18 protein-coding genes are annotated in these 25,421 nt (G+C 64.0%); 11 read left to right on the top strand and 7 right to left on the bottom strand.

The window, feature by feature from the left end:
• Window positions 1–49 precede the first annotated feature (49 nt).
• The 3 genes from FJW04_RS15720 to FJW04_RS15710 form a co-directional block, all read right to left on the bottom strand.
• Window positions 50–1,057, bottom strand: coding sequence for an ABC transporter permease (locus FJW04_RS15720; RefSeq protein WP_140715152.1), 1,008 nt, complete (start codon window positions 1,055–1,057; stop codon window positions 50–52).
• Window positions 1,054–3,528 (bottom strand): ATP-binding cassette domain-containing protein, encoded by a 2,475-nt coding sequence (locus FJW04_RS15715; RefSeq protein WP_140715150.1) that lies wholly within the window; start codon window positions 3,526–3,528, stop codon window positions 1,054–1,056. Before FJW04_RS15715 ends, FJW04_RS15720 begins: the two co-directional genes overlap by 4 nt.
• A gap of 72 nt (window positions 3,529–3,600) precedes the next feature.
• Complete coding sequence (locus tag FJW04_RS15710; protein WP_140617391.1) at window positions 3,601–4,623, bottom strand: ABC transporter substrate-binding protein; 1,023 nt, start codon at window positions 4,621–4,623, stop codon at window positions 3,601–3,603.
• A gap of 352 nt (window positions 4,624–4,975) precedes the next feature.
• On the opposite strand from FJW04_RS15710, the gene nanR reads away from it, so the two are divergent.
• From nanR to FJW04_RS15690, 4 genes are all read left to right on the top strand, one after another.
• Window positions 4,976–5,692: a transcriptional regulator NanR gene (nanR, locus tag FJW04_RS15705; protein ID WP_140715148.1), complete on the top strand. Its 717-nt coding sequence runs from the start codon at window positions 4,976–4,978 to the stop codon at window positions 5,690–5,692.
• Between the two features lie 100 nt (window positions 5,693–5,792).
• Window positions 5,793–7,058 (top strand): ribulose-bisphosphate carboxylase large subunit family protein, encoded by a 1,266-nt coding sequence (locus tag FJW04_RS15700; protein ID WP_318011814.1) that lies wholly within the window; start codon window positions 5,793–5,795, stop codon window positions 7,056–7,058.
• Window positions 7,059–7,107: 49 nt separating this feature from the next.
• The gene (locus FJW04_RS15695) at window positions 7,108–7,950 is read left to right on the top strand and encodes a phosphogluconate dehydrogenase C-terminal domain-containing protein (RefSeq protein WP_281405546.1); all 843 of its coding nucleotides are present in this window, start codon (window positions 7,108–7,110) and stop codon (window positions 7,948–7,950) included.
• Between the two features lie 18 nt (window positions 7,951–7,968).
• Window positions 7,969–8,796, top strand: a complete 828-nt coding sequence (locus FJW04_RS15690; RefSeq protein ID WP_015318935.1) for a sugar phosphate isomerase/epimerase — start codon at window positions 7,969–7,971, stop codon at window positions 8,794–8,796.
• A gap of 11 nt (window positions 8,797–8,807) precedes the next feature.
• Here the strand turns inward: FJW04_RS15690 and mtnA are convergent, their stop codons facing one another.
• Both mtnA and mtnK read right to left on the bottom strand, forming a co-directional pair.
• Window positions 8,808–9,902: an S-methyl-5-thioribose-1-phosphate isomerase gene (gene mtnA, locus FJW04_RS15685; protein WP_140715144.1), complete on the bottom strand. Its 1,095-nt coding sequence runs from the start codon at window positions 9,900–9,902 to the stop codon at window positions 8,808–8,810.
• The gene (mtnK, locus tag FJW04_RS15680) at window positions 9,899–11,173 is read right to left on the bottom strand and encodes an S-methyl-5-thioribose kinase (protein WP_140617386.1); all 1,275 of its coding nucleotides are present in this window, start codon (window positions 11,171–11,173) and stop codon (window positions 9,899–9,901) included. The genes mtnA and mtnK overlap by 4 nt, the downstream gene beginning before the upstream one ends.
• A gap of 136 nt (window positions 11,174–11,309) precedes the next feature.
• Here mtnK and FJW04_RS15675 point away from each other — a divergent pair, with 136 nt between their 5' ends.
• The 3 genes from FJW04_RS15675 to FJW04_RS15665 all read left to right on the top strand — a co-directional run bounded on the left by FJW04_RS15675 (window position 11,310) and on the right by FJW04_RS15665 (window position 14,997).
• Entirely contained in the window at window positions 11,310–12,821 is a 1,512-nt protein-coding gene (locus tag FJW04_RS15675) for a sugar ABC transporter ATP-binding protein (RefSeq protein ID WP_140715493.1), read from the top strand.
• Window positions 12,822–12,903: 82 nt separating this feature from the next.
• Complete coding sequence (locus FJW04_RS15670) at window positions 12,904–13,899, top strand: ABC transporter permease (protein ID WP_140715142.1); 996 nt, start codon at window positions 12,904–12,906, stop codon at window positions 13,897–13,899.
• Window positions 13,900–13,947: 48 nt separating this feature from the next.
• The gene (locus FJW04_RS15665; protein WP_140661484.1) at window positions 13,948–14,997 is read left to right on the top strand and encodes a substrate-binding domain-containing protein; all 1,050 of its coding nucleotides are present in this window, start codon (window positions 13,948–13,950) and stop codon (window positions 14,995–14,997) included.
• A 67-nt stretch (window positions 14,998–15,064) separates the two neighbouring features.
• Here FJW04_RS15665 and FJW04_RS15660 read toward each other — a convergent pair whose 3' ends face one another.
• Both FJW04_RS15660 and FJW04_RS15655 read right to left on the bottom strand, forming a co-directional pair.
• A complete protein-coding gene (locus FJW04_RS15660) occupies window positions 15,065–17,119 on the bottom strand; it encodes a bifunctional aldolase/short-chain dehydrogenase (RefSeq protein ID WP_140715140.1) in 2,055 nt (684 codons plus the stop codon).
• Between the two features lie 86 nt (window positions 17,120–17,205).
• Window positions 17,206–18,171, bottom strand: a complete 966-nt coding sequence (locus FJW04_RS15655; RefSeq protein ID WP_140715138.1) for a sugar-binding transcriptional regulator — start codon at window positions 18,169–18,171, stop codon at window positions 17,206–17,208.
• Between the two features lie 203 nt (window positions 18,172–18,374).
• On the opposite strand from FJW04_RS15655, the gene FJW04_RS15650 reads away from it, so the two are divergent.
• From FJW04_RS15650 to FJW04_RS15635, 4 genes are all read left to right on the top strand, one after another.
• Complete coding sequence (locus tag FJW04_RS15650) at window positions 18,375–20,015, top strand: acyl-CoA synthetase (RefSeq protein WP_140715136.1); 1,641 nt, start codon at window positions 18,375–18,377, stop codon at window positions 20,013–20,015.
• 187 nt (window positions 20,016–20,202) lie between these two features.
• On the top strand, window positions 20,203–20,808 hold the full coding sequence (locus tag FJW04_RS15645; RefSeq protein ID WP_140715134.1) for a TetR family transcriptional regulator: 606 nt from the start codon (window positions 20,203–20,205) through the stop codon (window positions 20,806–20,808).
• Window positions 20,809–20,862: 54 nt separating this feature from the next.
• Window positions 20,863–22,005 carry an efflux RND transporter periplasmic adaptor subunit gene (locus tag FJW04_RS15640; RefSeq protein WP_140715132.1) on the top strand — a complete coding sequence of 381 codons (1,143 nt, stop codon included), beginning with the start codon at window positions 20,863–20,865 and terminating at the stop codon, window positions 22,003–22,005.
• A 253-nt stretch (window positions 22,006–22,258) separates the two neighbouring features.
• Entirely contained in the window at window positions 22,259–25,405 is a 3,147-nt protein-coding gene (locus FJW04_RS15635) for an efflux RND transporter permease subunit (protein ID WP_140715130.1), read from the top strand.
• Window positions 25,406–25,421 lie beyond the last annotated feature (16 nt).

Genomic DNA, 25,421 nt, shown 5'->3' with positions numbered 1-25,421 from the left:
ATCTTATCTACTGGTATGATCACTCTACCACAGCTTGGCAAGAGAATCATCACTCGGATTTCAGCGTGCCGTCGTCGCCTGCGCGGTCGACGGCGGCTCGCCTCGACGGCACCTGGCGGCCGGCCAGCGCCAGAACGAAGATGACGACGATGCCTTGCACGATGTCCTGCGCACCTGGCGGCAGGCCGACGATCTGCATGGTGGTGACGATGAGGATCAAAAGGATGCTGGCGAACAGCGTGCCGACGGCGCTGGCCGAGCCGCCGAAGATCAGCGTCCCGCCCAGAACCACCGCGGCGATCGACTGCAGGAGATAGGGCTGGCCCATTTCGAGGAAGGCGCCGCCTATATAAGCGCCGAGCAGCAGCCCGTTGAGCGAAGCCAGCACCGCCGAGATGATGAACGCCGACGCGATGATCCGGTTGTTGCGGATCGCCGCCAGTCGCGCGGCGGTGCGATTCTGGCCGACCGCCGACAGCAACTGTCCGAACACCGTGTAGCGCAGCACGAACGCGGCCGCGGCCACGCCGACAATGGCGATGACGGCCATGATCGGCACGCCGGAGACGCGGCCCGTCGCCAGCGTCTTCAAGAGCGGGCTGACGGCGAAACCCGATATGGCGCGGTTCGACAGCAGCGTTGCCGTCGCCAGCACATAACCCGTCGCCAGCGTGGCGATGATGGCTGGTATGTTCAGCCCGACGACGAGCAGCGAGTTCAAGCCGCCGACCGCGAGGCCGAGTAGGATCGCCGCACCCACGCCGATGGCGAGGTTGGCATCCTGGCCCTTGATGGTGAGCAGCGCCACGAAGGCGCTGAGCGTGATCACCGACGCCACCGAAAGGTCGATATTGCCGCGCCCGGTGGTGACGACGAACATCTGGCCGATGCCGACAACGGTCAGGAACGACGCCGATAGAATGATGCCCGACAGGCTGGAGAGGCTGAACCGGTTGGTGACGATGGACAGCACCAGCCAAAGAACGAGCACGCCGATCGCCGACCAGACCCAGCGGTTCTTCTGCGCCCAGAGGCTGAAGGCGGCGAGGCCGTTCATTGTTCGCTCCTGCGGTCGGCGGTCAGGCTGCGCAGCGTCAGCAGGGCGATGAGGATCAGCCCTTGCGTTGCCGCGTTGAAGTCGCTGCTCACGTTCAGCGTGCCGAGCAAGGCGCCGATCAAGGCCAGCGTGACCGCCCCGGCGACGGCGCCGACCGGCGAGATGACGCCGCCCAGCAGCGAGCAGCCGCCCATCACCACGGCGGCGACGCTGAGCAGCGTGAACGAATTGCCGGAATTGATATCGCTTGCCGTGTTGATCGCGGTCAGCGACAGGCCGGCGGCAGCCGCGAACAGTCCGGCGACGAGGTAGCGCACCAGCGCATAGCGCGTCGGCGACCAGCCGGAGCGGATCATGGCGGTCGGATTGTTGCCGAAGCCGCGCAGCACCACGCCGAGCGGCAGCCGGTCGATCAACAGCACCACCAGCGCGACCGCGGCGATTAGGATGATGGAGGTGGGCAGGAAACCCAGTGACCAGCTGAACATCGCCGACAGCCATTCGGGGCTGGCGCCGCCCGGCGTCGGCTGCAGCGCATAGCCCAGTCCCATCCAGATGAAAGAGGCGCCAAGCGTGACGACGATGGCTGGGATCTTGCGTGCCTGGATCAGGCCGCCAAGCCCGGCATAGGCGGCGACCGCCGCCACCAGCGCCAGCGCGCCGAGCCATGGCTGATCGTAGAGCAGCGTGGCGGAAAGCACGCTGACCAGGCCGGCAAAGGCGCCGACGCCGAGATCGATCTCGCTGCCGCCGACGATGAACATCTGCGCCGCCGTCACCAGCACCAGCGACAGCGCCGGCATCAGGAGCAGGTCGAGCCCGAAGATCGAAGCGACCGCCGGGTTGGCCGAGATCATCACTGCCAGCACGGCGGCGAGGCCGATGAAGGGAGCCGCGTTCACCAGCCGGCGGGCAAGCCCGGCGCCGGCGGTGCTGTGTCGCGGGCCGGCGCGCGTGCCCGCCTGCTGGGCGAAGGATGCGCCGACGACGGCCGATTCCGTGATCGCCGCTCCGCTCAATTCCTTGACGATGCGCCCGCCCGAAAACACCAGCACGCGGTCGCAGGCCAAAAGCTCGGCATCTTCGGTCGTATGCCAGACCAGCGTGCGCCCGCTGCGCGCTATCTCGTTGCAGAGCCTGTAGAAGTCCTGCTTGGTGGCAATATCGACGCCGCGCGTCGGATCGTCGAGCAGCAGGATCGCAACGTCGGCGACGAGCGCGCGCGCAACCAGCGCCTTCTGCTGGTTGCCGCCGCTGAGTTCGAGGATGTTGGAGCCGAAGCGCTTGTCGTCGAGCCGCAGCCGGCCGGCCGCTTCGGCCGCCGCCTCGCGGTTGGCACGCTGCGAAACCAGCCCCAGTGCCGGACGGCGGGCAAGGCTGCCGATGCTGATGTTTCCAAGCACGCTCCACAGCGGGAACACGCCTTCCTTCTGGCGGTCGCCGGCAATGAAACCGGCATCGCCGCTCCGGGTCACCGCGGCCCCTCTGGCGGAATCCGGCTCGAAAATGGCGTGCAGCAACTCCTTCTGTCCGCTGCCCTCGAGCCCTGCCAGTCCGATGATCTCGCCGCGGCCGATCTCGATGTCGCGGCCGAGCCCGGCGGTCAGGAAGCCGGACAGTTTGACCAGCGCCTCGCCGCTGCTGGCGGCAGTGGCGCTGTGCTGGTGGATCGAATTGGCGTCGCCGCCCATGAGCTGCACAAGTTGGCCAATCGAAGTGCCGGCGACATCGCCGCGCCAGGCGGTGCGCCCGTTGCGCAGCACCATCACCTGCGTGGCGATGTCGATGATTTCCTGCAGCTTGTGGCTGATGAAGATGAAGGCAAGGCCGGATTTGGCTCGTTCGCGGATGAAGGCCCGCAACTGCCTCGAGCGGTCGAGGTCGAGCGAGGAGGTCGGCTCGTCGAGCACGATCAGCTTGACGCCCGGCGTGGCGGCGGCGCGCGCGATCTCGACCATCTGCCGCTCGGCGATGGAGAGATGGCCGACTTCGGCGTTCACATCGATGCCGTTGGCGGGAAAGACGGCGTCCAGCGCCGCCCGGGCGCGGGCTCGATAGAGCGCACGCCAGCCAGGCCGGTTGGCCGCTTCGCCTGGCGTCTCCAGGAAGAAGTTCTCGGCGACGGAAAGGTTGGCGCACAGCGACAGTTCCTGATGCACCATGCGGATGCCGCGCCTTTGCGCCTCCGCCGTGTCGTAGTCGGCGAAGCCCACATCCTGGCCGGTGAACGAAATCGAGCCGAGGGTCGGTGACGTCGCCCCGCACAGGATGCGCATCAGCGTCGATTTGCCGGCGCCGTTGCCACCGACCAGGCCGATGATTTCGCCGGCCGAGACGGCGAGGTCGATCTGCGCATTCGCCAGCGTCGGCCCGAAGCTCTTGGTGATCCGCGACAGCGAGACGACGTTTGGCCTGGTGTCGGGCACCGTAGCGGCTGCACCCTCCGGATCGGTTACGGCGAGATGGGACATTCGTCCTCCGTTTCTTACGGGCAGGGACCGGGCGCGGCCGTTTGGCGCGCCCGGTCCCTGGCAATGGCAGCCTTACTTGCTGAGCAGGTTCTGCTTGACCCAGTCGAGCGAATAGGTAGGGCTGATGATCTGGCCGCCCGGCAGCTTCGCATACTCCTTGAGATTGCTGGCATCGACCGTCGCCACCGGCATGATCATCAGCTTCGGTGCCTTGCCGCCCTTGAGCAACGAAAGGCCGAGCCAGAACGCGGCGCCGCCAATGCCCGGCGTGGTGTTCATCGAGACGGTCTGGTAGCCGTTCTTGGCATTCTCTTCGGCCCACCATTTGACGAAGTCGGTGCCGCCGCCGCCTTCGATGATCGGCATCTTGCCGGCATAATCGCCGCCATACTGGACGAAGGCCTGGGCGATGCCGACATCGTCGCTGCCGCCCTGGCCGAGCACGGCGTCGACATGTGGCAGCGAGGGCAGGACGTTGGCGATCGCCGCCTGCGCGACCGAGGCGGTCGCCTGGCCGTAGACGGTGGCGACAACCTTGATGTCGGGATATTTCGCCAGCACCGACTGCTGCGCGTTGAACATGTCGTTGTCGGGCGCAGAGCCCTTCACGCCGCGCACCTGGATGACGTTGCCCTTGCCGCCGATCATCTTGAAGACGGCTTCGGCCTGGGCCGCCTTGTAGCCCTTGAAGTCGAAGTTGAGCTGGTAGTTGCAGGGCGCCGAAGCAACCGAATCGAAGGAAACGACGATGATGCCGGCCTTGCAGGCCTTTTCGATGATGCCGTTGACCGCGGTCTCCGAGGCGGCGTCGACGGCGAGCACATCGACCTTCTTGAGGATCAGCTCGGCGATCTGGCTGTTCTGCTGCGCCACCGAGCCGTCACCGTTCATGATGATGTAATCGGCGATCTGGCCACCTGCCTTGGCTTCCTTGGCCGAGGCCTCGAACGCCTCCACCATCTGGTGGCGCCAGGTGTTGCCGTAATAGGCGTTGGCGAGCGCGATCACCGGTTTGTCCGACGATGCGATCGCCGGCAAAACAGAAGCACTGGCCAGCGCGGCGCCGGCAAGCGCCGCCACAATTGAAAACTTCATGATCTCTCCTCCCAAAAACCGGCCGACCTGATCGGCTCGTCTGTCACTCCGCAATGGCGTCTCTTCCGAAAGACACCATACCAGCTACATGTTATACCAGCATACCAAATAGGCAAGCCGCTCGGAACCTCATTTGACCGCGTCGACGGGAGCAACGCGCGCCCGCCGGGTTCTCTGTCTCATCCTTGGCCAGTCGGGCCGGCCGACCCCTGTTTGCCGACACGGCCGCATTGAGACTGGCCATACTGGACGCTAGGTCATCATATATGTAATGTCAATAATTAGCGGGGACCTTGCCTGTTGGTGCGACTCGGGATCGATTGCCCCCGGGAAACGATCAGGAGAGATGCGGATGGAACCGGTCCAGAAGAAGAAGTTGTATGTCGAGGTTCTCGATCGGCTGATGGCGGCGATCTCGACGTCCGAATTTCCGCCCGGTTCCCAATTGCCGTCGGAAAAGGAACTGATGACGATGATCGGCGTCGGGCGGCCGTCGATCCGCGAAGCGATGCTGACGTTGCAGCAGATGGGGCTCATCCGGATATCGCACGGCGAACGGGCGCGCGTCATCAACCCGACGCCGGAGGTGATCGTCGATCAGGTCTCCGCGGCAATGGTCATGATGCTGGCGACGAACTCTCGCGGCCTCGAAGAACTCAAGGAAGTCAGGCTCTTGCTGGAAACCGGTTTGGTCCGGATCGCCACGCGACGCGCCACGGCCAAGAGCCTGGAACGGCTTGCCGGGACCTTGCGCCATCTGCGCGAGGCGAAGGGCGACCAGGCTCGGTTCGTAACCGCCGACATGGAATTCCACGCCGTCATAGCGGAAATGAGCGGCAATTCGATGATCGCGGCCGTGGCCAAGGGCATGCTCGAATGGCTGTCGCGCTTCAAGCGCGATCTCGTGGCCGTGAAAGGCGCCGAGCGTCTGACGGTCGAGGAACACGAACGCATCTACAAGGCGATCGCCAGCGGCGACGCCGAAGGCGCCAGCGCCGCCATGGCGGACCATATAGGCCGCGCCAACGAACTCTATTCGAAACTGGCGGGCAACAACGGCGGGGACTGACAGTTGCAAATTTTTTGACCGGAAAACTCATGTGATGACATGATGTCCTTTTGATGCTATCGCTCCCGTTATGAAGTTCATTCCAGCCGGGAAGCCTGCATTGACCGGTCGTCTTAACGCCACCTACCTGATCGAAACCCGCTATCCCATGGAGGTCGCCGCGGCCGCGATGGCGGGTGAGCAATCGAGCGGGACATTCCGTCCGATCCCTGGGGAGACGCCAGAACTGCTGCTCAGATTTGGCGCGCGCGTCGAATTCATCGAGGATCTTGGCGAGGTCGATGGCGAGGCGTTGCCGTTTTCGCGCGCGCCCGGAGATGCGGCGGCCGTCAGGCCGCGCCGGGCCAAAGTGGGTCTTTCCTGGAACATCGAGAACATGGGCACCGTGCTGGCTTCGGTCTGGTCGACGGTGCTCGGCAATCTGTTCGAGCTGCATCATTTCTCGGCCATGCGTCTGCTCGACGTCAGCTTTCCCGATGTCTTCGCTGATGCCTATCCGGGGCCGGCTTTCGCTGTCGAAGGCACGCGTCGTCTGACCGGCGTCACGGGACGGCCGCTGATCGGCACCATCGTCAAACCGAGCGTCGGCCTTACGCCGCGGGAGACCGCGACCCTGGCCGATACGCTGATCTCAGCCGGCCTCGACTTCATCAAGGACGACGAACTGATGGGAGATCCCCCGCATTCGCCGTTCGAACAGCGGTTCGAGGCGGTCATGGCTGTCATCGACCGGCACGCCGACAGGACCGGGCGCAAGGTCATGTACGCGGCCAACATTTCCGGCGACATCGACGCCATGCGCCGCCAGCTCGACCTGATCGAGCGCCGTGGCGGCACCTGCGCCATGCTTGTCCTCAATTCCGTCGGCCTGTCGGGTGTCGTCAAGATGCGCCGGCATTCCGCCGTCGCGCTGCACGGCCATCGGGCGGGCTGGGGTCTCTTCAGCCGTTCTCCTGATGTCGGCATGAGCTATCTCGCCTACCAGAAATTCTGGCGCCTGGCCGGCATCGACCACATGCACGTCAACGGGCTGTCCAACAAGTTCTGCGAGCCCGACGATTCGGTGATGGCATCCGCCCACGCCTGCCTCACTCCGATGTTCGGCCGGGCCGACCGGCCCGATACGGTGATGCCGGTGTTTTCGTCCGGACAGACCGCGGTGCAGGCGGGCGAGACCTATGGAAGGCTCGGCACGAACGATTTCATCTATTGCTGCGGCGGCGGGATCATGGCGCATCCCGGCGGTCCGGCCGCCGGCGTTCAAAGCCTGCACGATGCTTTCGAAGCCGCGGCGGCAGGCATTCCCGCGCGCGACTACGCGGCCACGCATCCGGAGCTCGAGGCCGCGCTGCAAGCGTTCGGCTGAATCTGCGCCATCGGCGCGCCATCAAGAGGAAATGGGAGAGAAGCAAATGATGACATCCGTGGCGGTGCTTGGAGCCGGAGGGAAGATGGGCTTCCGCGTGACACGCAAGCTGATCGAAGCGGGCTACGATGTCCGCGCCGTGGAGATCGGCGAGGCCGGCCGCAAGCGGCTGGGAGAAGCCGATATCGCCGCCGTCGCCATGGAGGAAGGCATTCCCGGCGCCAAGGTCGTGGTGATGGCTCTGCCGGACAACATCATCGGCCAGGTGACGCGGCAGGTCTCGCCGATGCTTGCCAAGGGCACCATGATCCTCGTTCTGGATGCGGCCGCACCCTATGCCGGCGACCTGCCGAAGGACAGGCCAGATCTCACCTATTTCGTCGGCCATCCCTGCCACCCGCCGCTGTTCGGCGACGAGACGGAGTGGGCCGCGCGTCGCGACTATCATGGCGGCATCGCCAGGCAGTCGATCGTCTGCGCCCTGATGCAGGGACCTGAAGAGGACTACGCGCTTGGCGAGGAGGTCTGCAAGGCGATGTGGTCGCCGATCATCGACAGCCACCGGGTGACGGTCGAACAGCTGGCGATCCTGGAGCCCGGCCTGTCCGAAATGGTCGCCATGCCCTTCGTCGACACGATGGTCGAGGCCGTCGAGGAGTGCGAGCGCAAATATGGTATTCCCAGGCAGGCCGCGCTCGACTTCCTGATCGGTCATCTGAATGTCGAGATCGCCATGTGGTTCGGCTTCTCGCCGAAAGTGCCGTCCGACGCCGCACTGCGCCTGATGCGCTTCGCCAAGGGCGTCGTGGTCCGTGACGACTGGCGCGAGGCACTCTCGCCGGCCAAGGTGAAGGAAGCCTCGGAATTGATCGTCTACGGCAAGGGAGCCTGAGCCCTGCCTTCGCGGATCATGTCGGTATCGACCGCTCTCTTCGACGGCTATTCCATGGAATTGGCCGTCGAGGAGATTGCCGCTGTGGGTGCCGCCCATGTCGAGCCGGCCTTTATCAGCGGCTATGTCGATTTCGACGAGGGTCTGTTTGCGGCTGCGCACGCCGCGAAGCTGCGCCGGGCAGCGGAACATGCCGGGCTGGGCATCAACGCCGTGTCGGCTCATCTCGACCTGTCGGGGGCCGATGCCGCCGACGCCTTGTCCCGGCGCATCGGCTTTGCCGCCGGTCTCGGCGCGTCGTTCCTGATCACCAATGCCGGCCCGGCGAGAAACAGCGCGGCGATCCGCGCGACGATCGACGCTCTCCTGCCGAGGCTGGAGGAGGCCGGCATGGTTCTGGCGCTCGAAAACCCCGGACATGGCAGTGGCGATCTGCTCGGCAGCGCGCGATCGGGGGCAAGCTTCGTCCGCGACATCGGATCGCCGTACGTCCGCCTGAACCACGATGCCGGCAACATCTTCACTTACAGCGGCGAGACGATGCAGCCGGCGCAAGATATCGCCGATGCCATCGATACGGTTGGACATGCTCATCTGAAGGATGTCGTCAGCACCGGCGAGGGATGGGCCTTCTGCGCCATCGGCGACGGCTCTGTCGACTATGCATCCTACTGGGCCGTGCTGCCCGCCACGCTGCCAGTCAGCATCGAACTGCCGTTGCGGCTGCAGCGCCCGCAGCGCAATGATCCCCAGCGGCGAAGCACGCCGGTGGATATCGGCACCATTCGCGGCGCCTTGCGGCGCTCGCTGGAATTTGTGAACGCGCTGGACAATGCCGAGTTCTGAGCGCGGCCCGCCTATCCCCGCTCGGGGAACATCGCCTTCAGCCCCTCGCGCGACGCTTTGGCGATGCCGCGCTCGGTGATCAGCCCGGTGACCAGCCGCGCCGGCGTCACGTCGAAGGCGGGGTTTGCCGCAGGCGTTGCTTCGGGCGAGACGCGAACCTGGGCGATCTCGCCGCTCGCTGTCTTGCCCCACACCAGCGAAACCTCGTCGCCGGAGCGTTCCTCGATCGGGATTTCGGCAAGTCCGTCGGCCACCGTCCAGTCGATGGTCGGCGAAGGCAGCGCGACGTAGAACGGCACGTCATTGTCCGCGGCGGCGAGTGCCTTCAGGTAGGTGCCGATCTTGTTGCAGACGTCACCGTCGGCGGTAGTGCGGTCGGTGCCGACGATGACCATGTCGATTGCGCCGCGCTGCATCAGATGGCCGCCGGCATTGTCGACGATCAGCGTATGCGGCACGCCGTGGCCAGCCATCTCCCAGGCGGTGAGCTGGGCGCCCTGGTTGCGTGGGCGTGTTTCATCGACATAGACATGGACCGGAATGCCGGCTTCGACAGCGAGGTAGATCGGTGAAGTGGCTGTCCCGTAGTCGACCGTCGCCAGCCAGCCGGCATTGCAGTGGGTGAGGATATTGACCGTCTCGCCCGGCTGCTTGCGCGCCGCGATATCCTTGATGATGGCGAGACCGTTCTCGCCGATGGCGCGGTTGAGCCCGACATCCTCGTCGGCGATCTCATTGGCACGCCGGTAGGCGGCCGCGGCGCGTTCACCAAGCGGCAACGGCCGCAGAAAGCGCCGCATCTCGTCGAGCGCCCAGCGCAGGTTGATCGCCGTCGGCCTGGTATCGTGCAGTATCTCCCACACAGTGTCGAGCGCTTCGTCGGATGCATCATCCGTCATCTGCATGGCGACGCCATAGGCCGCGGTGACCCCGATCAACGGTGCGCCACGCACCCACATGTCGCGGATCGCGGTGGCGATGCCGGCGACCGTGACGAGCTTCTCGATACGGAACTCATGCGGCAGCCAGCGCTGGTCGATGATCTCCACCGAGCGGCCGTCGTCGCTCAGCCAGATGGTCCGAAAGTGGCGGTCGCCGACGTTCAAATGCTGTTCTCCTGTTCGATCAGCGCGGCCAGATTGTTGACCTCGTCGATGCTGTGGATCTGGCGCCGATTGACGGCGATGTGGCGGCCGAATTTCAGTGCCTTCGCCTCACAACTGGCGCGCAGATCTTCATCGGCAATGGTCTCGAAGTCTGCATTGTGCGCGAGGCCAAGGATGCGCCTGTGAACCTCGATGCCGGCAAAGCCGAGCAGATCGTCCCAGATCTGATGCAGGACATTATCGAGTGCCTGCTCGGCGCCCAGCCGGTCGCCCTGATCCTCGAACAGGCTTTTTTGATAGAGCATGCCGGTGCGCTCGGTGCGCCATAACAGCGAGAACTCGGCGCGGAACACGGCCCAGGTCTCGGCCGTGACGCCGAGCAGATAGGCACGCATGGCGTCGCGCCTGCCGTTCTGCTCATGCCCGCGCTGCGAGAAGAAGGACATCCAGAAATTGGCGAGCAGCATGCCGACGTCGAAGGCCATCGGGCCGTAGAAGGCGAACTCCGGATCGATCATCCGTGTTTCCTGATCGGTGACCATGATCGAGCCGGAATGCAGGTCGCCATGCAAAAGCGTCTCGGCATTGGCGGCGAACATATGCTTCAGCCGCTGCGCCTCCACCTTGAGGTCGCGGTCGGCCCGCAGTTCCGCCACCAGCCTATCGAGCTGCGGACTGGTGTGGCGGTTCATCTTGGCGTCGAAATAGGGGTCGGAAAACACCAGGTTCTCGGTGATGTCGCAAAGCTCGACATTGTCGGCGAACAGCGCCAAATCCGCCTTGCGCTCCTTGGTCACCATCGACAGGTCGGAACCGCGAAACAGCGTGCGGGCCATGAACAGGCCGATATCCCTGGCAATGTTCGGCAGTCGGCGCCCATCGATCAGGGCGCGCCTGAGAATGATGTGGGGCGGTGCCAGATATTCCATAATGATCAGCGCCTGGACCTCGTCGAAGTAGTAGATCGCCGGCACCGAGCCCGGCGCGCGCGCCTCTTGCCGGGTCAGTGCGTGGTATTCGAAGAAGGAGCGTTTTAGCGGCAGCGGCCAGCTGTCGCCGACCAGGCGGACATAGGGCAGGGCCTGCTTGACGATGGCGCCGCCACTGGCGCCTTCGACGATGAACACCAGGTTCAGATTGCCGTCGCCAACCTCGCGAACTTTCCAGGCGCTCGCATCCTTGCCGATCTTCGCGCACAGCGCTTCGTTCGTGCCGAGACGGGTTGCGAGCGTCTCCACCGACAATGCTTCGAACGGCAAGTTCCCAGTCATCCTTGTCCCTCCCGCCTATGTGCTCCGATCATAAGGAGCCCAAGCGGCGGGGCCAAGCTAGGAAGCTGTCTGGCAATTGTCAATCGTGTTGACAATTGCCTACATTGACCATAGCGTCATGACCAGGGAGGAACGCATGGTCGGCAATGCCGTGTTCCGCGTAGAGGGACTGAGGAAATCCTTTGGCCGCAACGAGGTGCTTGGCGGCATCGCGCTGGACCTCCATGCCGGCGAAGTGACCGTGCTGATGGGCGCCAACGGCGCCGGCAAATCCACCCTCGTCAAGATCATCAGCGGCGTCTACGAGCGTGGCGGCGGCTCTATGACCCTCGCCGGTGCGGAGTTCGCGCCGAACACGCCGGCGGAAGCGATCCGCGCGGGTGTCGTCACCGTGCACCAGAACATCAATGACGGCGTGGTCGCCGATCTCGATGTCGCCACCAATCTTACGCTCGACCGGCTGAGCGGCCGGGGCGTGCCGACCCTGTTCAATCCCGCTCGCGTGCGCCGTGAGGCCAAAGCGGTCGCCGACCGCATGGGGCTGGCCATCGATTTGAAGGCGCGCGTCAGCGATCTTTCGCTGGCCGACCGCCAGATGGTGGCGATTGCCCGGGCGCTGGCGCACCAGCCGAAAGTGCTGATCCTCGATGAGCCGACCTCGTCGCTCTCCAGTGCCGAGGCCGACAGGCTGTTCGCGCTGGTCCACCGTCTGCGCGAGCAGGGCGTGGCGATCCTCTACATCTCGCACCGCATGTCGGACATCAGGCGGCTCGCGGATCGCATCGTCTCGATGCGCGACGGTGTCGTCTCGGGCGCCTTCGATGCCAAGCCGCTCGATTATGAAGGTGCGGTCAACGCCATGCTCGGCCGCAAGATCCATCTCGACCGGATCGTGGCCAGGAGTTCCGCCAGGGCGGTCCTGACCGTCGAAGGCCTGCGCATCGCGCAGGGCGCCAGGCCGATGTCGCTGACACTCGGCGATGGCGAGGTCGTCGCCATCACTGGCCTCGTCGGCGTCGGCAAGACCGCTCTTGCCGAGACGCTGTTCGGCGTGCGCCGGCCGCTCGACGGCACCATGACGATGAACTGCAAGCCTTACGCGCCGCGCTCGGCGGGCGACGCGATCGCAGCCGGCGTGTTCCTGGTCGCCAAGGATCGTGCGACCAGCGGCATCGTCGGCAGCTTCAACATCGAGCGCAATATCAGCCTGCCGTTTCTGAAGCGCATGTCCAGTCTAAGCGTGCTCAGGCGCCGCCTCGAACGCGCCACCGCGCGCAGGCAGATCGAGCAACTGGGCATCGTCTGCCGCTCCGAGAAGGACGAGATGTCGGCGCTGTCGGGCGGCAACCAGCAGAAGGTGATGGTCGCCCGCTGGATGGCGCAGAATGCCGCGCTGTTCATCCTCGACGAGCCGTTCCAGGGCGTCGATATTTCCGCCCGGCGCGACATCGCCGCCAAGCTGAGGGCAAGCGCCAATGGCCGCGCCACGCTTCTGTTCGTCACCGAACTCGATGAAGCGCTGGAGACGGCCGATCGCATCCTGGTGATGTCGGAGCACACGATCGTCGGCGAACACCGCAATGCCGATGTCGACCTCGACCGCCTGCTGGCCGAGGTTGCCGGTGGACCGCTGCACAGCGCTGCCTGAGCGTGGCGGCCGAAGGAATTGGAAATGGAGAGACCATGGTTTCGAGTTGGGTAAAAACGGCAGCGGCGCCGGGATGCGCCGAATGACGCTGCGCGACTATGCCATCCGCTATGGATTCATCGTGCTGCTGTTCGGATTGGTCGCCTATTTCGCGATCGCCGCCGACGGGTTCGTTTCGCCGCAAAGTGCCGTCTTCATCTTCCAGTCTGTCGCCATCACCGGTGTGCTGGCGCTCGGTGTTACCGCCACGCTTGTCGTCGGCGGCTTCGACCTGTCGATCGGTTCGGTCGCAACCTCTGCCATGATGGCTGCGGCCTATGTGATGGTGGTGCTGGAGCAAAACGCGTTCGTGGCGGTCATCGTCTGCCTGTTGATTGGCGCCATTGTCGGCCTGATCAATGGCTGGCTGATCGTCTACATGCGTGTACCCGATCTGCTGGCGACGCTCGGGATGATGTTCCTGCTGGTCGGCCTGCAACGCATCCCCACGGAAGGCCGCTCGATCGCCACCGGCATGACCATGCCCGATGGCTCGGTCGCCAGCGGCAAGTTCTCCGATGCCTTCCTGGCGCTCGGCCGCCACCGCTTCGACTTCTTCATCCCAAACCTCATCCCGGTCTCGGTCGTCGTGCTTCTGGCGCTGGCCGTGCTGATCTGGTTCTTCCTCGAATACACCCGCTTCGGCCGCATGATGTATGCGGTCGGCAGCAATGAGCGCGCCGCCGAACTCGCTGGCGCGCCTGTCAAGGCATACAAGATCTGGGCCTACGTTATTTCAGGCGTTTTTGCCTCGATCGGCGGCATTTTGCTCGCGGCCCGGCTTGGACGCGGCGACATCGCCTCGGGTAATAATCTGCTGCTCGATGCGGTTGCCGCGGCGCTGATCGGCTACGCGGTGCTCGGCGCCGCCAAGCCGAACGCCTTTGGCACCGCCATCGGCGCGCTGTTCGTCGGCATCTTGCTGCAAGGCCTGACAATGATGAACGCGCCTTACTACACGCAGGATTTCGTCAAGGGCGTGGTTCTGGTCGTCGCCCTTGTCTTCACCTTTGCCCTTTCGGGCAGGGGCAGGAACTAGCATTCGGCCAGATAGGATTTGGGTTCAACAAAAGTGGAGGAAAACAAGGTGAACATCACTAGAAGACTTCTGGGGAAAGTGGCGCTCGGGCTCGCCGGCGCAACCATGCTGATGCAGGGGGCATTTGCCGCCGACAAGCCGGCGCCGTTCGACAAACCCGGCGTCAAGATCGCACTGGTTCGCTATCTCTCGACCGGCGACTTCTTCCAGGCGTATCTGTCGGGCGTCGAGGCGCAGTCGAAGGCGCTCGGTATCGACCTGCGCGTGCTCGACAGCCGCCAGGACGCCGCCCTTCAATCCGACATGGTCGACCAGGCCATCGCGCTCGGCGTGCAGGGCATCATTATCCAGCACGGCCTGACGGAATCGATGAAGGACGCCGCCCAGCGCGCCGTCGACGCCGGCATCAAGGTGGTGGCATTCGACGTCAATGTCGAAAACCCCAAGATCCCGCAGATCGAACAGTCGGACAAAGACCTGGCACGGCTGGCGCTCGAACAGGCAGTCAAGGACAATGGCGAAAGCTGGAACGCCGGCTATGTCTATGTCGCCGGCATCGCGCCGCTCGACCGCCGCAACGAGACCTGGGTCGACGTCAAGAAAAAATATGCCGGCATAAAGGAAGCCGCCATGTTCGGCACGCTCGACAATCCGATCGCCAACTCCGTCGCCAACCAGGCGCGCTCGGTGCTGTCGGCGCACCCCGACATCAACGTGATGTTCGCGCCCTATGACGAGTTCGCCAAGGGCGTGAAGATCGCCGTCGACGAAGCCGGCCTGAACAAGAAGATCAAGATCTATTCGGCCGACATTTCGACATCCGACATCGCTGCGATGCGCGAACCCGACAGTGCCTGGGCGGCTACCGCGGCGACCAACCCGGCCGTCGTCGGCCAGGTCTCGGTGCGCGCCCTGGCGCAACTGCTCGCCGGCGAAGATCCCGGCCACAACGTCATCGTGCCGCCGACGCTGATCACCCAGAAGGAGCTGATCGACAAGGACATCAAGAACATGGAAGACCTGTCGGCCAAGCTGCCGCAGTTCGCCCATGCCGATGTCGCCATGCCGGCCTGGATGCCGAACCCCAACGCGAAGTAAGGCTCGTCAACACACAAAGGAAAAGGGCGGCCCGTGAGCCGCCCTTTTTATTGTCAATTGGAGGTGCTTACCGCAGCGCCGCCGCGATGTTGCCACCGTCGACCGTCGTCACATCGGCGGTCGTCCGGTCGGCCAGCGCATGGTGCAGGAAGGCCTGAGCCACGTCCTGCGCGGTCACTTCCTGGCCGAGCAGATTGCCGGACATGTATTCCTTCTCCGACACGCCGCGTGCGCCCGAGCGGCTGGCGATCATGGCGTCGGTCAAAAGCCCGGAGCGGATGCGGTCGGCGTTGACGGCGTTGGAACGGATGCCATGGGGGCCGTAGTCGAGCGCGTATTGCCTTGACAGGAACAGCGTCGCCGCTTTCGGCACGCCATAGGCGCCGAATTTCGGACCCGGATTGACCGCCTGCTTGGAGGTGTTGAACAACAGCGCCCCACCTGTACCTTGTTCCAGCATGATGCGCACGGCGTTCTGCGCCGCCGACTGGTGAGCGAAGAAATTGAGCTCGAAGCTCTTGCGCAGCAGCGTATCGTCAAGCTCGCCGATGCGGCCTTCCCAGGCAGCACCCGCATTGGACACCAATATGTCGACGCCGCCGAAGACGGCGACCGCCTTGTCGAAGGCGGCACGCATCTGGTCCGGGTCGGTGATGTCGGCGCCGACGCCAATCGAATTGTTGCCCGCTTTCCTGGCGGCATCGGCGGCCTTTTCGGCGTCGAGATCGACGACGACGGCATGAGCGCCATTGTCGGCGAACAGTTTTGCGGTCGCCGCACCAATCGCACCGGCGCCGCCGGTGATCAGCACCACCTGGCCGGTCAGCGGCTTCGGCTTGTTGGAGGCGAGCTTGGCCTGTTCCAGCGACCAGTATTCGAGCGGGAACAGGTCGGCCTTGGATAGCGGGTGGAAACGCCCGACGGCCTCGGCGCCGCGCACGGCCTCGATCCACATCTCGCCAACGTCCGAGGCGATCCTGGCATCCTTCAGCGTGCGGCCATGGCCGAACATGCCGAGCCCCGGCACCAGCGTCAGCCGGGGCATCGGATCGAGCATGGTGCGCTTGACGTCGTCGAGCGCGTCATTGGTCTCGAAATAGGCGCGGTAATCCTTGGCGAAAGCGTCGACATGGCTCTGGATTACGGCCTTGTAGTCGCCGATCTTGTCGGCATCGGGCGCCGGCACGGCCAGCGGCCCGGTCTTGATGCGGATCGACAGATCCGGCGTCGACACGCCGCGTCCTGCATAGTCGGCGATCTCTGCGGAATTGATGAAATCGACAATCGCGTCCGAGGTGCGGAAGTCAGAGATCATGCGGTCGAAGCGGCCTTCGCCGCGTGGGGCCGCTACAGCGCCGCGCAGCATGGGCGCGATCGCCGCTGGTGACGCTAGTCTTGCCGGCAGCGCTGTCTTTGCAGCCTTCGGCTTGGCATGCTCGGCCACATAATCCTCGGCGACGTTCACATAGTGGATCATCCGGTCATAGGCCTGCCTGGCATCCTCGCCGAAAGTGAAGATGCCGTGCTTGTCGAGGATCAGGCCTTCTACCGTCGGGTCGGCGTCGAAGACATCGGCCGCCGCCTTGGCGAGATCGAAGCCCGGCATGATGTAGGGCACATAGCCCATTTTTGCTCCGAACACCTTTGCCACCAGCGGCTTGCTGTCTTCCTGGTCGACGATAGCCAGGATAGCGGTCGAGTGGGTGTGGTCGACGAACTTGTGCGGCAGGAAGGCATGCAGCAGGGTCTCGACCGAAGGGTTGGGCGAGGCGGGATCGATCAGGTTGGCCCGCTGCAATGCGACCATGTCCTCGTCGGAAAGCCTGTCCAGCTTGCGCGCCTTGAGCAGGGCGCCCATCTTGACCGCCGGCAGGCCCTGCGGCTCGATGACCGCCATATCCCAGCCGCTGCCCTTGACGCACAGCACGTCCCATTCGTCACCGACGAGATCGGTCGCCTTGATCTTGCAGGAGGTGTTGCCGCCGCCATGCAGGACCAGTTGCGGCACGCCCCCCAGAAGCCGCGTCGTGTAGACACGCAACGCCAGATCGCGGCCGACGCCCTTCTTCGCATAGTCGGCAACGAGTTGTTCGGCCACGTCGTCGTTCCACAGATTCTTCATGTTCGCTTCGTCCAGTTGCTGTCTTTGATGGTGAACAGGAATGCCGCGACGCCTTGATGACAAATGCGTCGGCAAAGGATTGGTTCTCAGGACGCCTTTTCTGCTGACGTTCCGGCATGATCGAGCAGCCGCTGCGCCATATGCGCGCCGACCACCAGATGCGTGCAGAGGCCGCCGGCGATCGCGGCGAGCAGCGGCTCGAACTTGCTGTCTTCCTGCACGACCATCAGCCGCTTACCGATGACGCGCAGTGAAGCAAGCCCGGCCGAGATGACCCGCCGGTTGTAGCTGCAGTCGAGCAACTCGCCACGGGCATCGATGATCTGCCCGGCAATGACACCTGCGGCACCTTCCCTGCGCAGCGCCGCCATCTCGGCTGCCGTCAGCGCGCCGCACTTCACCAGATGGCTGTCGGCATCGACCGCGCCGATGGAGTAGAGCGCAAGATCGCAGTCGCTGATCCCGGCAAGCTGGTCGCGGATCACAGGTTCGGCGCGCAGGCCTTGCGCCAGTTCCTCGGTCGACAGCACCAGGGGCGCGTAGAAGTTGAGGCCCTTGGCATTGAGCCGGCGCGCGATTTCCATAGTGCATTGATCGGGCCGGTAGGAATAGGGTGCGCCGAGATTGCCGCAGAGCTGCACCACGGTGACGTCCTGCAGGTCGGCATAGGACATGATGTCGGCGATGGTGTAGACGGTGCGGCCCCAGGCGACGCCGATGCGGTCGCCTTTCCCGACGAGTTCCAGGAAAACGCTTGCCGCCAGCACCGCGATATCGGTCGAGGGGTCGGCGAGATAGGCGTTCTCAGGCGCGATCCAGACGGCGTCGAGCTTCAGGGCGTCTTCCAGCCTACGCGCCATGACGTCGTCGGTGAAGAGCTGCGTCGAGGTCGAGATGTTGACGATGCCTGTCTCGCGCGCCTTGCGCAGATACATGGCGACGGAGGCGCGCGAAATGTTGAGTTGATTGGCCACTTCGTCCTGGCGAAGCCCATGGGCATAGTAAAGCCAGGCCGCCTTGTGGATGAGCTGTTCTGCCGGTCGGATCGCCATGCCGCCTCCTTGGCTGACATTAGTCACGGCTCTCGACAAAAGTCAAATTTGGAATAGACGGGAAGAGATCTCCTGCCGGCGCGGCACAATCGAAATCCCCATTCTAGCAAGTCGGTGCAGGATAGCATTCTCAGCCCTTCAGGGGGATAGCGTGACGACGAGCGTAAGGTTAGAAAGCTCGAAAAGACTTTGGGGAGAATGGGATGGCCAATCCCTACGAACAGGATCTCGACAGGAACGCGGCCAATCACCAGCCGCTGACGCCGCTCACCTATCTGGAGCGCGCTGCAAGAACCTATCCCGACCATGTCGCCGTCATCCATGGCAGCCAGCGCATCAGCTACCGCGATTTCTGGCGCCGTTCGTTGAAGCTCGCCTCGGCCCTGCACAAGCATGGCATCGGCAAGGGCGACACGGTGACGGTCATGCTGTCGAACACGCCGCCGATGCTGGAAGCGCATTTCGGCGTGCCGATGACCAAGGCGGTGCTGCACTCGCTCAACACGCGTCTCGACGCCGCCGTCATTGCCTTCCAACTCGACCATGCCGAGACCAAGGTGCTGATCGTCGATCGCGAGTTTTCCGGCGTGGTGCGGGAAGCGCTCGGTCTGGCCGTGGTCAAACCGCTGGTCATCGACTACGACGATCCCGAATACGCCACCGACGCGCCCTATCCGAAAGGCGAGAGGGTCGGCACGGTGAACTATGAGGCCTTTGTCGCCAATGGCGACGAGGCGTTCGCCTGGTCGATGCCGGACGACGAATGGGACGCCATCTCGCTCAATTATACTTCGGGCACGACAGGCAATCCCAAGGGCGTCGTCTACCATCACCGAGGTGCTGCGCTGATGGCCTACACCAACACCATCCATGCCGGCATGGCCAAGCACGCGGTCTATCTCTGGACCTTGCCGATGTTCCACTGCAATGGCTGGTGTTTTCCCTGGACGCTCGCCGTCCAGGCCGGCACGCATGTCTGCCTGCGCTGGGTGCGGCCGAAGCCCATTTATGACGCTATCGCCGATCATGGCGTCACCCATCTGTGCGGGGCGCCGGTGGTCATGTCGGTGCTGATCAACGCCAAGGACGAGGACAAGCGCGCGTTTGCGCAAACTGTCACCTTCAACACGGCGGCCGCCCCGCCGCCCGAAGCCGTGCTGTCGGGCATGGCCGATGCCGGCTTTGCCGTCACCCATCTCTACGGCCTGACAGAGACCTATGGTCCCGCTGTCGTCAACGAATGGCATAATGGCTGGGACGCACTCGACAAAGGGGCGAGGGCGGGCAAGAAGGCACGGCAGGGCGTGCGCTATGCCGCGCTCGAAGGCCTTACGGTAATGGATCCCGAGACCATGGCCGAGACGCCCGCCGACGGCGAGACCATCGGCGAGGTGATGTTTCGTGGCAACATCGTCATGAAGGGTTACCTGAAGAACCGCAGGGCGACTGACGAGGCTTTCGCCGGCGGCTGGTTCCACTCGGGCGATCTCGGCGTCATGCACCCGGATGGCTATATCCAGCTCAAGGACCGCTCCAAGGACATCATCATCTCCGGTGGCGAGAACATTTCCTCGATCGAGGTCGAGGAAGCGCTCTACAAGCATCCCGCCGTCGCCTCCTGCGGCGTCGTGGCGCGCCATGACGACAAATGGGGCGAGGTGCCTGTCGCCTATGTGGAACTGAAGCCGGGCAAGGAGGCGAGCGAGGCCGAGATCATCGAGCACTGCCGGACGCTGCTCGCCCGCTTCAAAGTGCCGAAAGCGGTGATCTTTGCCGAGATACCGAAGACCTCGACCGGCAAGATCCAGAAGTTCCGGCTGCGGGAGATGGCCAAGGTCGCCTGAAGCCCCCGGGGATTTTCGAGAGAATATTTTCAATGGTCCGCATCCTGAGGGCGCCTTGTGACGTCTACTGGATGTCACCAATTGTCACCTATCGTACGCGTACACCGAATCCGCGTTGACACCTCGCTCATTTAGATTTACGAGTGATGAAAATCGAAATTCGTCACTCGTTATTTGACAGAGAGCTATGTCCGAAGCCGCCAACATCGTCGCCGACATCGCCCGACAGGAAAATGTAACGCGCATACTCGATTGCGCCGAGCGCCTGTTCCGGCACTATGGCTACGGCAAGACCAATGTCGCCGACATCGCCCGCGAACTCGGCATGTCACCGGCGAACATCTATCGTTTCTTTGCGTCCAAGGTCGAAATCCACCAAGCCGTATGTGGCCGGATGCTCGGCGCCAGCTACAAGATGGCTTACGAGATCATGCACCTGCCGATCAGCGCCGAGGAGCGGCTGCGTCGTTATGTGCATGCACAATACAAGCTGACGATGGAGGTCATGCTCGACGACCAGAAGGTCCACGAGATGGTCATCGTCGCGCTCGAGCGAGACTGGGGCGTGATCGACAAGCATGTCGACAGCATTCACGATCTCTTCGCCGAGGTGATCGGCGAGGGCATCGAGGCTGGCGAGTTCAGGAAGCAGGACCCGGTGACCGCATCGCGTTGCTTCGGTGCCGCCACCGTCATCCTGTGCCATCCGCAGATGGTGGCGCAGTGCCTCGCCAAGACTAATCGGGCAATGCCCGACGACCTCATCGATTACGCCATCAGAGCCTTGAAATAGCCGTCGCCAGCCGGTGCCGGTGTCGACAGTCCGTCTCCAGTCGGGAGTACCGAAATGTTTTTGCCCAGTTCCATCCTTCGCAAGCTGCCAGCTGCCGGCCTGATCGTCGCGTCGCTGGGGCTTGCCGGCTGCTCGCAGGAAAAAGCCGAGGTGAAGGACATCATCCGTCCGGTGAAGGTCGTCGAGATCGCCCAGGCGCATGACACCCGTACGCTGTCCTATTCCGGATCGGTGCGCGCCCGCACCGAGAGCACGCTGGGTTTCCGGGTCAATGGCAAGATCACCGAGCGTCTCGTCGACATCGGCCAGCACGTGGCGCCTGGCGACGTGCTCGCTCGCATCGATCCCTCCGACTATGACCTGTCGGTCAAGAGCGCGCAGGCGGCACTCGATGCCTCTGAACGGCAGGTCGAGACGGTCGAACTCGCCCGTAAGCGCGCCGAACAGCTTTTCGCCAAGAACTTCGCGCCGAAATCGCAGCTCGAACAGGCGACACTGACCTATGACCAGGCAATCGCCACGCGCGACTCCGCCCGCTCTACGCTTGCCCAGGCCAGGAACCAGGTCGGCTATACTGACCTCAAGGCCGACAGGGATGGCATCGTCACGGCGGTAAACGCCGATGTCGGCCAGGTGGTCGGCTCGGGCACGCCCGTGGTCACCGTCGCGGTCGACGGTGAAAAGGAAGTGCTGATCGCGGTTCCGGAAATGGAGATCGCCGAGTTCAAGCCGGGCAAGGACGTCAAGGCGGGCTTCTGGTCGGACGATGGGCTGAAGCTTGACGGCAAGGTCCGTGAGGTCGCCGGCAGCGCCGATCCGCAGTCGCGCACCTTTGCCGTCCGCGTCAGCCTGCCCAACGACCCGCGCGTGCTGCTCGGCATGACCGCCAATATCGAGGCGTCGGCGGTCAACGAAAAGCAGCTCGTGTCCATCCCGCTCAGTGCACTCGCCGAGAAAGACAGCCAGTCGATCGTCTGGACGGTCGATCGTGGCGCCGACACCGTGCATGCCCGTTCGGTCAAGGTCGCCGAGTTCGCCCCAAACGGCGTGCGTGTCGCGGAGGGATTGAAACCGGGCGACGTCGTGGTCGCCGCCGGTACGCAGTTCATGACCGAGAACCTGAAGGTGAAACTCCCCGGCGGCACCGCACAGCAGTCCGCCTCGGCCGAGGGCGACGAAGCCAGCCAGTTGCGCTGACGACAGACAGGTCGGCCGCGCGTTCCCGCGGCCGCAGGTTTCCGGGCGGCGTGCCCGAAGGTCGAGACGTCAAGGCCGATGTACCCCCGCATCGATCCTCGCGTCCCACCGCGATGAGTGTCTCTCCGCTTGAAGAGCAACGCCGCCCGGAAGCCAGTATCGAACGCAGATGATTTCGTTCCGCGCGCGCTTCCTCGAAGCCCCTTTTTCGAAGCACCAAGCGCCGGCAACCAAGCAAAGTGGACCACTTCCGATGACGACCCCCACTGAAGAAAAGCGTCCCTTCAACCTGTCGCGTTGGGCCATCGGCCATCCCTCCATTGCGCGCTTCCTGTTCGGGCTGATCATCATAGCCGGCGCGCTCGGCTTGATGCGCATGGGCCAGAAGGAGGATCCCGACTTCACCTTCCGCGTCATGGTCGTGCAGGCGATCTGGCCGGGCTCCTCGATCCAGGAGATGGAGGACCAGGTCGTCAACAAGATCGAGCGCAAATTGCAGGAGACGCCGCATCTCGATTTCGTGCGTTCCTTCACCCGCGCCGGCAGCGCCATCATCACCGTCCAGATCAAGGGTGACACCAACGCCGCCGAAGTGACGGATGCTTTCTATCAGGTGCGCAAGAAAGTCGGCGATATCCAGGGCGACCTGCCGCAAGGCCTGCTCGGCCCGTATTTCAACGACGAGTTCGGCGACACGTTTATCACCCTGCATTCGATCAGCGGCGACGGCTTCTCCTTTCCCGAATTGAAGAAGTTCGCCATCCAGGCGCGCGATATGCTTTTGACGACGCCCGGCGTCGAAAAGGCCGTCATCATCGGCGACCAGCCGGAAAAGCTCTATATCGATGTCTCGTCCAAGGCGCTGGCCGAACGCGGCCTGACGCTGACCGACCTGCAGAACGCGATCAAGGGCCAGAACAACGTCGACCCCGCGGGTTCCGTCGATACCGGCGTCAATTCGGTTCGCATCTCGGTCGAAGGCGACGTCGCCAAGGCGGCCGACATCCGCGAACTGCGCCTGCGCGCCGGCGGCCAGGTCACCCGGCTGGGCGACATCGCCACCGTCACTTCGGGCCTGGAGGACCCCTTCCAGCGCAAATACCGCTTCAATGGCCACGACAGCGTGCAGCTTGGCGTGGTCATGGCCAAGGGTTTTAAAGTCACCGATGTCGGCAAGGATGTCGAGGCGACCTACAAGCGCTTCGAGGAGGCGCTGCCCTATGGCGTTTCGGTCGACCAGATTTCCGACCAGCCGGGCGTCGTCACGGATGCCGTCAGCGAATTCATGCATGCGCTCGGCGAAGCGTTGCTGATCGTGCTCGTCGTCTCGTTCCTGTCGATCGGCTGGCGCTCGGGGCTGGTGATCGCCATCGCCATACCGCTGGTGCTCGCCGCCACCTTCGCCATCATGTACGAGATCGGCATCGACCTGCAGCGTATTTCGCTGGGCGCGCTGATCATCGCGCTCGGCCTGCTTGTCGACGATGCCATGATCGTCGTCGAGATGATGGAGCGCAAGCTCGAGGAGGGGCTGGTCAAGATCGAGGCGGCGAGCTTCGCCTATTCCTCGACCGCCTTCCCGATGTTGACCGGCACACTGATCACCACCGCCGGCTTCATACCGGTTGGGTTCGCAGCTTCGACGGCTGGCGAATATGTGCGCACCCTGTTCTATGTCGTCGGCATCGCGCTGATCGTGTCGTGGTTCGTGGCGGTCTATTTCACGCCCTGGCTCGGCTATATGATCCTTAAGCAGCGCAAGCATGCCGGCAGCCATCACGACGCCTTCGACACAGGCTTCTATCGTCGGCTGCGTGCCACGGTGGGCTGGGCCGTGCGCCATCGCATCATCGTTTTGGTGATGACGCTGGCGACTTTCGGCACCAGCCTTTGGGCGTTCCAGTTCATCCCGCAGAATTTCTTCCCGCAATCGTCGCGGCCCGAAATTCTCGTCGACCTCTGGCTGCCGGAAGGCACCAGCATCAAGGAGGTCGAGGCGCAGGCCAAGGCCCTGGAAGCCAAGATGATGGACGACAAGGACAAGCGTTTCATCGCCACTTATATCGGCGAGGGCGCCCCGCGCTTCTTCCTGCCGCTCGACCAGCAACTGCGCAACCCGAACTTCGCCCAGATGCTGGTCATGGCCAATGACGAGCCGGCGCGCGAGCGGCTGATCGTCAAGCTGCGTACGGTTCTGGCCGAAGACTTCCCGTCGATCCGTGCCAAGGTCGACCGCCTGTTCCTCGGACCGCCGACCGGGTGGCCCGTGCAGATGCGCGTCATGGGTCCGGACCGCCAGGAGGTGCGCCGCATCGCCGACCAGGTGAAGGCGAAGTTCCGGCAGGATCCCCTGCTCGGCGCCGTCCATGACGACTGGCTGGAGCCCGTTCCGGCGATGAAGCTGGTCATCGATCAGGATCGTGCCCGTGCGCTCGGCGTCACCTCGCAGCGCATCCGCCAGATGCTGCAGGCGACGATGTCGGGCGCGCCGCTTGACGATTTCCGCGACGGCGAGGAGACGGTGTCGATCGTCGCCCGCGAGCCGGATGCCAGCCGCAGCCTGCTGTCGTCGGTGGACTCGGTCTATATCCCGACCGATTTCGGCGGCTTCGTGCCGCTGTCGCAGGTGGCCAAGGTGGTGCCTGTGCTGGAGCAAGGCATCGAATGGCGGCGCGACCGCCTGCCGACGATCAGCGTGCGCGCCACATTGCCAGACGGCGTGCAGTCCAACGACGTCGTCACCAAGATGTACAAGGACATGCAGGGCCTGCGTGACGGCCTGGCGCCCGGTTACAAGATCGAGATCCAGGGCGGTGCGGAGGATTCAGCCGAAAGCCAGGCTTCGATCGCCGCCAAGGCGCCGATCATGCTGGCCATCATCGTCGTGCTCCTGATGATCCAGCTGCAGAACTTCGGCAAGGCGATGCTGGTGCTGGCCACCGGTCCGCTCGGCATCATCGGCGCGGCCGCGGCTCTGCTGATCAGCGGTGCACCGTTCGGCTTCGTCGCCATCCTCGGTGTCATCGCCCTGCTCGGCATCATCATGCGCAACTCGATCATCCTGGTCGACCAGATCGACCAGGACATTGCCAAGGGCATGGACCGTTCCGAAGCGATCGTCGGCTCGGCCGTGCGCCGCTTCAGGCCGATCGTGCTGACGGCGATGACGGCGGTGCTGGCACTGATCCCGATCTCGCGCGGCGTGTTCTGGGGACCGCTCGCCTATGCCATGATGGGCGGCATTCTGGTCGCCACCGTGCTCACCATCCTGGTGCTGCCGGCGGGCTATGCGCTCTTCTTCGGCCGCGAGCCGAAGAAGGCGAAGACCGACCAGCAGGCGCCGGAGCCAGGGGAGATCGAAGGCATCGAACGGCCGCAACTGCCGTTGGCGGCGGAATAAAAAACCGGCCGGTCGA

The organism is Mesorhizobium sp. B2-7-3, from assembly GCF_006440715.1.
Taxonomy (GTDB): domain Bacteria; phylum Pseudomonadota; class Alphaproteobacteria; order Rhizobiales; family Rhizobiaceae; genus Mesorhizobium; species Mesorhizobium australicum.
The sequence above is the reverse complement of the archived record's forward strand: the minus strand, read 5'-3'. Positions and strand labels throughout refer to the sequence as shown.

Coding starts and splice junctions, on each gene's coding strand:
- FJW04_RS15720 (WP_140715152.1), bottom strand. CDS start 1,057: ATGAACGGCCTCGCCGCCTTCAGCCTCTGGGCGCAGAAGAACCGCTGG.
- FJW04_RS15715 (WP_140715150.1), bottom strand. CDS start 3,528: ATGTCCCATCTCGCCGTAACCGATCCGGAGGGTGCAGCCGCTACGGTG.
- FJW04_RS15710 (WP_140617391.1), bottom strand. CDS start 4,623: ATGAAGTTTTCAATTGTGGCGGCGCTTGCCGGCGCCGCGCTGGCCAGT.
- nanR (WP_140715148.1), top strand. CDS start 4,976: ATGGAACCGGTCCAGAAGAAGAAGTTGTATGTCGAGGTTCTCGATCGG.
- FJW04_RS15695 (WP_281405546.1), top strand. CDS start 7,108: ATGACATCCGTGGCGGTGCTTGGAGCCGGAGGGAAGATGGGCTTCCGC.
- FJW04_RS15690 (WP_015318935.1), top strand. CDS start 7,969: ATGTCGGTATCGACCGCTCTCTTCGACGGCTATTCCATGGAATTGGCC.
- mtnK (WP_140617386.1), bottom strand. CDS start 11,173: ATGACTGGGAACTTGCCGTTCGAAGCATTGTCGGTGGAGACGCTCGCA.
- FJW04_RS15675 (WP_140715493.1), top strand. CDS start 11,310: ATGGTCGGCAATGCCGTGTTCCGCGTAGAGGGACTGAGGAAATCCTTT.
- FJW04_RS15670 (WP_140715142.1), top strand. CDS start 12,904: ATGACGCTGCGCGACTATGCCATCCGCTATGGATTCATCGTGCTGCTG.
- FJW04_RS15660 (WP_140715140.1), bottom strand. CDS start 17,119: ATGAAGAATCTGTGGAACGACGACGTGGCCGAACAACTCGTTGCCGAC.
- FJW04_RS15655 (WP_140715138.1), bottom strand. CDS start 18,171: ATGGCGATCCGACCGGCAGAACAGCTCATCCACAAGGCGGCCTGGCTT.
- FJW04_RS15650 (WP_140715136.1), top strand. CDS start 18,375: ATGGCCAATCCCTACGAACAGGATCTCGACAGGAACGCGGCCAATCAC.
- FJW04_RS15645 (WP_140715134.1), top strand. CDS start 20,203: ATGTCCGAAGCCGCCAACATCGTCGCCGACATCGCCCGACAGGAAAAT.
- FJW04_RS15640 (WP_140715132.1), top strand. CDS start 20,863: ATGTTTTTGCCCAGTTCCATCCTTCGCAAGCTGCCAGCTGCCGGCCTG.
- FJW04_RS15635 (WP_140715130.1), top strand. CDS start 22,259: ATGACGACCCCCACTGAAGAAAAGCGTCCCTTCAACCTGTCGCGTTGG.